Annotated in this window: 8 protein-coding genes; 2 read left to right on the forward strand and 6 right to left on the reverse strand. The window is 41.0% G+C overall.

What is annotated here, in order from left to right; translation table 11 throughout:
• The 6 genes from ACFO6W_RS25235 to ACFO6W_RS25260 form a co-directional block, all read right to left on the reverse strand.
• The coding region (locus ACFO6W_RS25235) for a DUF6443 domain-containing protein (RefSeq protein ID WP_380001749.1) at window positions 1-557 on the reverse strand (557 nt) is incomplete at its 3' end.
• Window positions 554-1,486, reverse strand: coding sequence for a hypothetical protein (locus ACFO6W_RS25240; protein ID WP_380001751.1), 933 nt, complete (start codon window positions 1,484-1,486; stop codon window positions 554-556). The genes ACFO6W_RS25240 and ACFO6W_RS25235, both read right to left, overlap by 4 nt.
• Before the next feature lie 9 nt (window positions 1,487-1,495).
• A complete protein-coding gene (locus tag ACFO6W_RS25245) occupies window positions 1,496-2,488 on the reverse strand; it encodes a hypothetical protein (protein ID WP_380001753.1) in 993 nt (330 codons plus the stop codon).
• A gap of 11 nt (window positions 2,489-2,499) precedes the next feature.
• Window positions 2,500-3,198 carry a hypothetical protein gene (locus tag ACFO6W_RS25250; RefSeq protein WP_380001755.1) on the reverse strand — a complete coding sequence of 233 codons (699 nt, stop codon included), beginning with the start codon at window positions 3,196-3,198 and terminating at the stop codon, window positions 2,500-2,502.
• A 32-nt stretch (window positions 3,199-3,230) separates the two neighbouring features.
• A complete protein-coding gene (locus ACFO6W_RS25255; RefSeq protein ID WP_380001757.1) occupies window positions 3,231-7,340 on the reverse strand; it encodes a hypothetical protein in 4,110 nt (1,369 codons plus the stop codon).
• A 15-nt stretch (window positions 7,341-7,355) separates the two neighbouring features.
• Window positions 7,356-8,504 (reverse strand): T9SS type A sorting domain-containing protein, encoded by a 1,149-nt coding sequence (locus ACFO6W_RS25260; RefSeq protein ID WP_380001759.1) that lies wholly within the window; start codon window positions 8,502-8,504, stop codon window positions 7,356-7,358.
• Window positions 8,505-9,101: 597 nt separating this feature from the next.
• On the opposite strand from ACFO6W_RS25260, the gene ACFO6W_RS25265 reads away from it, so the two are divergent.
• Together ACFO6W_RS25265 and ACFO6W_RS25270 are read left to right on the forward strand one after the other, a co-directional pair.
• Window positions 9,102-11,216: a hypothetical protein gene (locus ACFO6W_RS25265; RefSeq protein WP_380001761.1), complete on the forward strand. Its 2,115-nt coding sequence runs from the start codon at window positions 9,102-9,104 to the stop codon at window positions 11,214-11,216.
• Window positions 11,217-11,412: 196 nt separating this feature from the next.
• On the forward strand, window positions 11,413-12,102 hold a 690-nt coding region (locus ACFO6W_RS25270; RefSeq protein WP_380001763.1), incomplete at its 3' end, for an NUDIX hydrolase.

Genomic DNA, 12,102 nt, shown 5'->3' on the forward strand with positions numbered 1-12,102 from the left:
CTGTTTAATGGCGAGGCTTCATAGACGGGATAGGAATAAGGCTTCTGGTCGCTGGCATTGGTTGCTTTTATATATCCTTTCGCCGTTTCTACCGGGACAAACGCCCCGTTGTTGCTTGTACTTACCTTACCGGGAAGCCAACTGTTGCTCTCCCGCCCGAAAGCGTCGTACTCTTGTATAGAGACCAGGTCTTTAGCGTCCGGGGTGATTCCCCGCTGTACGACCTGAACTGATCGGCCCAGACCGTCGAAATACTGGATGGATTCCGTATATCGGCTCGCATCGGCGGTGGTATAGGTCTTGGTCTGTATATAGTTCTGATTGGAACTGACGGATGACACCGCTCCTGCATAAGGGTCACAGGTGGAGGGATTGACTGCCAGGGTCAGGCTCTTTCCTGTAGCCGATACAAAACTGAAGCCGGGCTTCAGTATGATACTCTGGCAGGCGGTCTCATTGCCTCCTGTTGTGCGGACGGTATTCAGAGTGAGGTTAGCCTGACTGAATATTCCTGTACTGCATAATAACAGCAGGATGTAGTATAGTAATTTTTTCATGGCTTAACGTTTTTTAGTTGACTCTTAATCTCCCTGTTTTCTTCTTTCAAGGATTTAATCGCTTTGTCCTGTTCGATGACATACAATGTCAACTCTTCTATCTTCTGTAATAGCTTAGCTTGTATTTCTCCTACACTGATGCCATTTTCCAACACTTCCTTCTCTGAGGGTATCTCAGGTAGATGTTTATGTTTCTTGATATGGGTTTCGACTTCTGACAGAGGTCTTAGATTGTAATCTTTATTGAAGACAAAGTCAGACCAGCCGGTAGCCTCGATTTTGACTTCCTTGGAGCGGATAATGCCGTTGACTTCGAGTTTGGATTGAGGATTAATAGTTCCCAGCCCGATATTCCCGGATTTAGTTATGACCATCCCGTTTGCACCATCCGGGCTATTCCGGCTGATAGAGAAATCATTATTGTTTGTTCTGTGTATCGACCAAACATTTTCCCCTGTCCCGCTATCACCCGTAGATCCCAAGGCAATAGTGGCCCAATTATTGCTACCGGCACTGATCCTTATTCCTTCACAATAACCACCTGCATAAGGAGAAGTAATATACAGAGTCCCTCCCAAATTCTGTCCTCCTCTTACGTCAAGTTTTCTTTGGGGATTATTCGTACCAATGCCTACATTGCCACTCGGAGATATCATCATTCCCTTATTTCCGGAATTACTATCTCTCTGATAATAATTCAAGTATAATGCATATCCCGGATAGGGGTCCAGATGTAAGTTCCCGTTTGTTACTCCGATGACGGCTTTATTTTCAATTATATCAGCATTACTTCTCCCTAATTGCAGTTTGGCGGGGGATAACCACTGGTTGTTTAGTTGTTGTATAAGATTTCCATTTACAGCCTGGTCTTGCGAGTATGTTGCAACAGACAATATAAATAGGATAATGAGGACTATATTCTTTCTCATAGCAATATATTATTTTAATGTCTTTTTCAAATTGTTCAACTCTGTTTCCTGAATACTTAATCTTTGCTTTAGTTCTTTGTTCTGTTTATCTTGTTCTATCATATATAGGGTTAATTCTTCTATTTTCTGTAAAAGTTTGGCCTGCATATCTACAACATTGACGCCATTTTCCAATACTTCCTTCTCCGATGGAATACCTGGCAGATGTTGTTTGTCGTTTATATGATTTTCTACTTCCGAAAGTTTTGGTAAATCATAATCCTTACCCAAAACAAAGTCTGCCCATCCTGTGACTTCTATTTTTACTTCTTTGGCACGGATAGTGCCGTTAACTTCGAGTTTGGATGTGGGGTTGGTAACGCCGATACCCACATTATTGGTAATAAAAACATCTCCTTCAAATACTCCTGCTTTATTAGCACTCCCCTGTTTCGCGTATAATGCTGTCCAACTATTATTTCCACCTGCTAATAAAGATGGAATACTTGCTAATGCTGAAAATTCTGTATTGGTTAGAGCTCCTCCATTTTTATATAAGACTCTGAAGTTTTTATTACCGCTTGAGCCATTTGTACCTAACACGTCAAGAGTTGCAACAGGATTAACAGTTCCGATGCCGACATTACCTTCCGGAGTGATGCGCATTCGTTCCACCAGGTCGGTGGCACCTGCATTTGTTCCTGATAAATTTGTATAAAAAGCTAACGCAGTCTTCTGCATTAAGGCATTTCCTTCCTGATATTTATTAAATCTTAATGCTGCAATACGGGCCCCAATCTGGTCTGTGACCACATCCCTGTAACCAGTAAAATCAAAGTTATACTGAGCTGTCAAGCCTCCTACAGGTACATTTTTGTTACCGATATCTCCAACCTTACCTATACGTAAATTGCCTCCACTAGTGTTGGCAACATGGAGATTGCCATTTATAGTCTGATTCTGAGCAAAGGCGATTGTTACTATTGCAAGTAACGCAATTATTAATAAAGTTATTTTTCTCATTATTGTATGTTTTATTCGTTTTTCAAAAGCCTGCTTTCTTCTTCCAACGCTTTTATTCTCTTGTCCTGTCCAATGACATAGAGGGTTAGCTCTTCAATCTTCTGTAGCAATTTTGCCTGCATCTCCACTACATTAACTCCGTTTTCCAATACCTCTTTTTCTGAAGGTATTTCCGGAAGATGTTTATGCTCCTTGATATGGGTTTCAACTTCCGGCAGAGGTCTTAGATTATAATCTTCATCGAAGACAAAATCAGACCAGCCAATGGCTTCTATCTTCATTTCTTTAGATCGGATAGTACCATTGACATCGAGGGCGCAACTGGGATTAGATGTTTTAATACCAACACCAAATTCAGTCACAATGAACCAGTCTTTCCATGTATTGTTTGAATCCCATTTTATATTACCGACAACGAATCTGTCGGATATACCAGAATCATCTCCAATATTTACTCTAAGTTCTGTCCGTGCTTTATCTTCACTCACGAATTTTGCTAACCAAATAAAATCTGTATTAAAGTCATTTCCTCCAAAATATAACTTAGAGCCTAACCCCATTTTACCAGGGACTTCAAACTCTCCTACATATATATCGGCTTTTGTTGTTATACTATGGTTAACCCGCAGATTACCTGTAACTGTCTGGTCTTGCGCTGCTATATTAGCAACTATTATTATTGATATGATAAGTAGTATATATTTTTTCATAAGTATATGTTTATTGGTTTTGATAATTCCTATTACATATTGATATTTAAAACACGGTCTATTCCAATGGTATTGTTGCCACTGTTAACAGCATCTATCGTTATCCAGGCACCTGCGCTACCCATCGACGATTTATAAAGCCTCAGTTCCACTGTGCTTTTTCCTTTAGGGAATGCGATATTTACCGTTTCCGAGCCATTACTGCTTTTTGAATAGGAAGAAGGTCCTATCTTATAACTGGCCGATCCCGAAGAACCACCGAAGCCGATTGTAAACCTGAGATTTGTTGCTTCATAACAGTCTATATCGGCTGTTATTACCTTTGTGCTCGAAGAGTTATTCGATGTTATGATATTGGTAAACTGTATAGGAGGCGGAACCACTTTGATCGTTCTTGATATTTCTTCGGTATCGCCTCTTACGATATCTTTGACTGTGCAGGATATTTTCATGTCACCAAGTTTTGTATATGTAGTAACAAATCTGGCATCGGTGCTTTGACTTAATACGATATTGGTGGTTACGTCCGTCATTTTCCAGCTATATTGGTAACTACCGGAGCCGCCTGTTATATCTACCGACATATTCGATTTATCAGATATATTAAATGAATATCCGACATATAACGTTAAAACCATCGGTTTGACCGTGAAAGAAACTGTCTTTTCTGTACTAAGCCCCGATTTAAGATCCTTTACTTTGCATATAAGGTTCATTATTCCCTTTTGGGTTAATATGGCGCTGAAAGTATTGGATGAGCTGTTCAACTGTTGTGCAACTATACTTTGATTCGAAGCATTTTTTATATACCAGTCATATGTGAACTCGCCGGAACCGCCATCTATATACACATTATATGTATTGGTAGTATGCATTACATAGAAGTCATTATATGTCAATGAGATATTTGACACAGGAGGAATAATAACTTCAAATGGTTTGGTAAATTCCCGATATTTCCCTGTTTGTATATCGGTTATTATACATGTTATATATGCTTTAACCGGGTTACTGAATTTATACGAGAAGATTGTTGATGTTGCATCCAACAGGCTGGATAAGACATTCCCTGAATTATCCTTAATATACCAGCTGTATTTAAACTGACCGGAACCTCCTCCTGCTTCGACAACAAAGTTCACCGGATACCTGAGAGAATAAGTTGCATTTACATTCATTTTTATATCTATTGGTATTGTAGGAGTCAGGTTATATAAATAAGAACTTAATTTCTCCTGCGAATGATTTTTTATCGCACTCAACCTATTATAATTATTGTATTCGTAATATGTGATTGTCTTGTCCGGAGCAGTTACAGTTAACATCCCGACAAACGGTTTATTGGTATAGGTGGTGATGTGTGCATCTTTTAAGCCGCTATGGTCCCTTAAGCTTTCAACAATGGTCATATCAGGTACTTCAGCTAAGGATAACGATTCTGGCAAAGCATTATTCAGTGCTGTCTTCACTTGCGCATAAGTTGCATTTCTTATCTCGGCTACAGGATATACGCCGCGATACCCCCACAAATATACGTTACTGATGTTATCCTTACCCGTAACTGCCACAGGGTTACCATAGGCATCATAATTATTGAAACTGGTATGAAGCGTACCTGCTGCTTCTCCTCTGTTCTTTGAGTAAGTGGCAGACGGTAAATAAAGGATATTTCCATTGAAATTATTTCCTGAATATTTTATTATATGCTCGTAAAGCATCGCTCCGGCTCTACTAACCTTCTTCTCAAGGACGGGTGTCAGCATATTTAAATTTACCATATCACCATAGGGACTCGTAGTCCTCAAATCATGAGGATATTTATATTCAGTAACCAATACATTCTCAACATCTGTTTCTTTTTTTACCAAATATTTTTCATTATACTCTGTTTGCAGGGTAGAGATTACGGGGATGCCATTACGGTAATCGTAGTGTTTGGTTTCAACAGGAAGGTAAGCATAGTTCTCTATTCTGTATTTACTTGTTAAAAAGTTACCACGATTTAAAGCCATTATATAGTTTTGCCCCGATGAACTCTGAATGGCATATTTAGTTTCTTCTTTGTAGACGACTTTTGACTCATTGTCATAATATGCTTTCTCAATTGGCAACCCTCTACGGTATGAACGGTCATCCCCTTTGAAATCAAGGATGGGAGGCCATGTTGCATAGGAATCAATGAGCACTTTTTGGTATGAGGTCGGAGTGATATTAAACTGGTCCCTGTTTTCGGGATCAAGGTAGGATGTAAACCGATAAACAGCAGAGCCATTATTCGAGCTTTTTTCGATAACTTCAGCGTATTGTATGTATTTCTCTGACGGAAATACGCTAGATCCTGTTGCATTCGTATAAAAATCTGCATTGACATAATTACTTCCATTTATACCTGCAGTAATTTTTCTCAAATAATTCGGATAATACAACAATACACCCTTATTATAAGTAAATTCTCTAACATTCACAATATTGCCATTATCATCGAAATCTTCTATTTTATCTATTCGGGAACCGCCTACTTCATGGGGAAATGGTTGTCCCGGAAAACTGTTGGAGACCTCTTCCTGTGTACTATATCCCCGGCGAACCTGATAATCCCAATAGTGCAGCCCATAATGGAAGATACTTCCGCCTCCTGTAGGGTATAAGACCCTCCGCAACATACCCACCTTACCCAATTCTTCATTAGCGGTGCGCTGCTTGTCGCTGTCTATAATAATATTCATTCCGTCCATTGTTATCTTCATCTCTGGTATGAGGTACGGTTTGCCATTATAATACCCCCAATGATCGATACCCTGTAAATAGGGTCTAGGTATTTTGTCCAAGTTATAATAGTCAAAAGAATATTTTTCATCCCCTGATGTCAGGCCGGTCAGAAACAAACGACTAGCTTCAGACGTTCCGAGATAGTCTTGCTTGAAGGATATGTTTTTTAATAAGATATTGTTATAATTAATCGCAATATTTGTCATTTGCAGATTTTTCTTATTGAAATTGCGATACAAAGACTGCGGGATTTCAGCATCGGTATAGAACGTTTTTTCTTTTTCCTTATAACTAAACTCAATCACAGTCTTTTTATCAATAATAATTTTGTCGAGAGAACTCTGTCTAATTAACTCATAAGTCAAATACTCCTCATTCTCTAATGATAGAAAAGAGTTAACTGTTAAACTTGTCTTTTCTATTTGGGGAGAACCTGCTGTTATACTTTTAAAACTCTTCTTGAAAATAAGGCTTTGATGTCCAAATCTATATGATGGAGTATATTCATTCCCCATATCAGGGGGAGCTACTGACTTATAAATGAATTCTACCTCCCTCTTATTAGGAGCCACTATTTTACGAAGAAACCAAGCCGTTCTAATAGTTTTCTGATTTGCAAGATTTGATTGGTCAGGAAAGTAAGTAGATGTTTCTTCCGCTTCGTTCTGACCTCCGAAGATGTACCGATAACCATCAGGAGTTACAATAGTAATATATCTGTCTGATGCTGATGTTGAGTGAAAATAGTCACTAAATATTATCTGATAGGGTTTATTTCCTGCTACCTGTGATTTTCCGTCCCAGCCGATATTGAATTTTCCCGAATGACCCGGCATGTAAAAGCTGAAGCCATCGGGACATAACTCTCCATAATTGTTATTAGAGATGCTTGTGTTTCGGTGAGCCGTATATGAACACGGGGCGTTCGCTATATTTTCAACCGGGGAACTTATTATTTTATCGTTAAAAGGAACGGCATAATTATAGATATTACTTTTAGAGGCATTTAAGACTCCCAATACATCCAGATCCCCGCCCTCGTCAGGAACCCCATGTACATTTCGGGTTATAGCTCCACCGACATTTAAAGACCAGTCCAGCCCGATCATGCCTTCGTTTTTATTGGGCATAAATCCATTCCCATTATATTGTAAAGTAATTGGTATGGTAAAGTCCCTGTCCTTGTATGTATATAATGAAACCGAAAAATCAACTTCTCCTACAAAATGTTTTGCCGGTATGTTCCCGTATCGTGCAAATTCATATGCCTGCGGTGATAATTGACGGGAGGAGATCTTATAATCTAAACCGGGATCTTGTGCAGACATACAAACAGATACTATAAAAAGGATAAATAGTGATATTTTCTTCATAAGGTATAAGTATATTTATTTTTTAATCACGACTTCATTCACAAACACTCTGTTCGCAGTGATTCGGAGAACATAATTCTTCGGATGCAAGCCTGAACAATCAATATTCTCATAGTAATTGCCCGCCGTTTTGCTTTTAGCTGTAATCTTCTTTACCGGCAGTCCCTCAATAGAGTATAACTCAAACGATACCCTGGCATCCTCTTTCAATTCATACTCGACATTCAGCATCGATTCTACCGGATTCGGATATAGCTTGCAGACCATTATATCTTCAAGGGTGACTACCTTTACTTCCTTGTTTACTATATCACTTTCTGTCCCTTTCCACAATTCATCCAATAAAGCCTGATTCTCAGGGTCAGTGTCTAAATACAGGTGGTCTTGCGGAGGAAAGAAGAAAGCTGTTGAAAATATCTCCGTACTGTCAGCCAGGTTGATATTCCTGATTGTCTCGAAAACAGGATAGCGGTAACCCTTGCTGTACCAGCGGCAGGTCTCCAACTGTTTGCCAATATTTGTGTTTTCTTCCGTTGTATAACTGTCTTCATCCGGTATATCAAAGATGGTTTGTATGGTCTTAACTCTTAGTACCGGGCTAAGGGTATCGCCCGAAGGTAATATCATTTTTCCGTAGGCATCGGCCTTTGTTATCATGGTTCCCTGTGTGCGAATATTCACCGTTCCCGAATACAGCCCTTCCGACTTATAAGCAGACGAAACAGCTTGACCGTAGTTCAACGGAAACCGCATCAGTACCATCGGGGAGGTATACGCCAGCTTGACCGAAGGGTTTTCATGGCCTTGCTGTAGCAAACTGTCATTTATTAAACGGTAATAGTACATTGTGTTGTGTTCCGTGCCCACTATCAACTCATTGTCCGATACTTTATTCTTTTCGTAACGTTTAGTCCCCACGATATAGACCGAGTCGCCTTCCAGCGGCGGCAATTCATAGGTTAGGGTGTACTCATCGTTGATAGTTCTCAATTTGCTGAAATCCCAGGTTTTGTTTCCCCCGGAACCGCCGGGATCAACATATTCAACCTGTTGCTTAATTAACACATCGCCGGGGCGGAGATGATTGTGGAGGCTGTTCAACTGCCCGCAAACAGGCAATACGAAGCCTGCGGACATTAAGAGGGTTAATGTTTTTACTTTCATTTGGCAGAATGTTGTCTTAATGATTGGTTATGTATTAAATATTCGAATTGACAAGTGTTCTTTAATATTAAATTTTAGGATAAATTTAATATATTTTTACAAAAATAAAACGGACTTCAGTTATGTTAAATAACATATACTGGTATTTTTTTTAAAGAAGAAATTTCATAACTCGAAACAAAAATGATCCAGCCTATGTTAAGTTGTACTTTGCGAAGCTTAAAATTGTGAGTTGGAACAAATAAGTAATAAGCCTGATATAGAGATATTTTGAGAATATGGTTGCCTTTTTTGAGGCTTATAACTCTTCACTGTAATACCTGATTCTTTCAGCTTCAAGGAAAGTTCTCCGGTTGCATCATAATTTATAATTTTCTCAATTAGCACAAGGTAACTAATTCCCCTTGCCTTTCGAAGTTTGCATATGATAATTTAAAATACACAACCAATTGTTTTGTGTCTCATCCATATAAATTTTTCCACTTAAAATACAGGGGAAAAGCCTTATTTATTTTAAAACCAAAATCTTTCCGATAAGATCCCATTAAACGTCGAATCCTTTCCTTCCCTATTCTTTACCATATAAAACGGTAAAAAATGGCCAGACAACTAATAGCCCGCGGGCAGGTGAATATACAAATCCTGAATGATGCCTATACGATCAACCAGTCGGTAAGCAGCTACGTGTTTGCAGCGGCAAGCAATGGGACGGTACTGAATGCCGTAACCGTCACATCGGCAATAAAGGTAATGAAGGGGGATACGGACTTTACGGCATTTACCATCGGTTCTATAAGCAAGCCTGCGGGATTCTCTGCGGTTACCGTAAACAATACGGACAAGACCATCACCTATACGGTTGCGGCCAATACAGCCAACCTTCCCGATAACGGTATCATTACCATACCCCTTACCATAGCCGGCGTCACCTACAGCCTTTCATTTGCCTGGTCGAAAGCCAAAGCGGGAGCTGCCGGCAAGGATGGCGCAGACGCCAACCTGCTGGACTGGGTGGCCGACTGGAATACGAATAAGACGGTTATCGGAACAAACTCCGTTATTACCCCCAAACTGTTTGCCGGGGTAAAAAATGCCGACGGCACGCTGACCGGGACAGCTATCGGGCGTTTCCCCCTGTCCGTTAAAAACTCTTCGGGCAGCATTGCCACCGAAACCATCGATGGTATTTATGGATTCCGGGCCGGAGTGAAAACCTTCGCCATCGACAATACCGGCAGCGTACAACTGGGAAACGGCAACCAGGTGACCCGTTACAATGCCGCCACCGGGAAAATCGAATTCGGTTCGGAAGTTTCACTGAACTGGACCAGCGCCATCGCCACAGCCAAAACGGAGGCTGTAAATGCCGCGGCTACTGATGCTGCGACCAAAGTGAACGTCATCCGGATCGGCACCCGCAACTATATCAAAAACAGCGCCTTTGCCATATCAAGCCTCTCCGGGGTGATTGTGACCGACGGCGTGGCGGCGGTGCTGGATACCGCCACCAAATACCAGGGCTATAATACGATTAAGATTACGCAGACCACGGTGACCGGGAGTAACGCAAACACAGGCAGGGCCTATTTCAATGCGATCAGGCAGTGCAATCCGGCCAGCTTCTGTATGTATGTGAAAGCCTCCGAAGAGACTGTCCTGCGCATCCGTACCGGTGGGACCGAGGCAGCGGACTTTCCCATCGGGACCTCCTGGCAGCTTGTCAAACTGGAGAACAAGATTCCCACATCAGTTGTGGCGCTGTTCGGGGCGACTACAGCCGGTGTGACCTATAACATGGCCCTTCCCATGCTGGTGGAGGGAACGAAAGCCGCCGACTGGTCGCCCGCTCCGGAAGATACGGACGGCCGCATTACCGATGCTCGCGCGGTAGCCGATGCTATCACCGCAAAGGCAAACAATGAGGGCTGGGCCACGAAGCTGACCTATATCGGCTCCACCGGTATATTTACCGGAACGCTTTCGGCCGGTACCATCGAAGCCATCACCATCAATGCTTTGCAGATAACAGCCGGAACAATCGATACCGCCAGATTAAATGTAGACGCGCTCAAAGCCTCCCTTATCACAGCAGCGAATATAGACGCCCTGACACTCAATGTAACCAAAGGCAAGATCGGCGGCTGGAGCATCGATGCGGATTCTATATTCAGGGGAACCAAAAATAATACATCAGGGGCCTATACCGGGGCTTCGGGTGCTATTACGATAGGCTCGAACGGGGTTAGAGGTTTTAAGTGGAGGCTGGAATCCACCGGGGCGGGCGCTTTAGCCGGGGGTAATATCGCCTGGGACGCTTCCGGAAATGTAACAGATCTTTATTTAAACAGGTTACCAAAAGACGAATATGTACCTTTCTGGGACTTCGATGCACCGAATATTCCGAACGAGCCACGTGATGCCTCGGCTGCGGCAATCGTTGCTTCGGAACTTTTGGAACTATCTCAATTGGAAGATAATCCACAAAAAGCAAAAGAATATAAAACTGCTGCAATTAGTATGCTTATCGAGTTGTCGTCAGATAAATATCAAAGCAGGGATTGTAAACCATCGTTCCTGTTACATTCGGTAGGGCACTGGCCGAATAAATCGGAAATGGATGCGTCAATTAATTATGCTGATTACTATTATATAGAAGCGCTGATCAGATATAAGAAAATGAAACAAGGATTAAGAGTAACAGACAATTTTTGAGTAGAAAAAACTTATGAATAAACAATAGTCATACACATACTAATCTTCTTATGCATGTAAATCTATAACTAGTAGATAGTAATGGGCATTCATTTTCAGGAGAAGATACCAATATAGCATTTTATGGGTAAAACAGCCACGTACCACGTATTAAAGATAGAAGGCAAAACTATGCTTATATGGCTATGTTTGACAAATGGAACGAAATAAACCAATGGAATATACTGATAATAGGGCTGTTTGTAAAGATGTACATATATTTCTCGAAACGGCATCCGGAACATTTCTGTCAGAGATACTGATAAATACTGTGGTATTCAGCTTTTACAATAATAATTTAAAGGTACTTTTACTCCAAACCGGGGAAGGCTGCTGTTATTTTTTGCCTGAGGGATATGTGTTTAAGGATGAAACAATGGATGACGCATCGTTACGTATATTGCAACAGTGCTTCAAATTAAAGGATATATTATACAATGAACAGTTCCATGTATCGGACGAAACCGGACAGGCAAACGAAAGTATCTTTTCGGAAATGTTACGGTTATCCGGTATTGAGGTTCCGAAGGACAGTTGGGTAAACGCCAGGAAAGTATCGGTCTGTTATTATTCTTTAGTCGACAGGTTCAAAGTATTCCCTACGGCGCAGGATTTATTCTCATCTAAATTAGTATGGGCCGATATCCGGGATATCTCCGAACTTACATGCAACCACAAGGATATTATCAGGAAAGCCGTATTGAAATTGCAGGAAGACATGGATAAAAAGCCGATTGCGTACAACCTGCTGAATAAGACATTTACCTTAAAGGAGTTGCAGGGGCTGTATGAAGCGGTTTTCCAGAAAAAGATCGTCAGCGCTAATTTCCAAAGGAAAATGTTATGC

This window comes from Dysgonomonas termitidis, from assembly GCF_042654545.1.
In the GTDB taxonomy this organism is placed as follows: domain Bacteria; phylum Bacteroidota; class Bacteroidia; order Bacteroidales; family Dysgonomonadaceae; genus Dysgonomonas; species Dysgonomonas termitidis.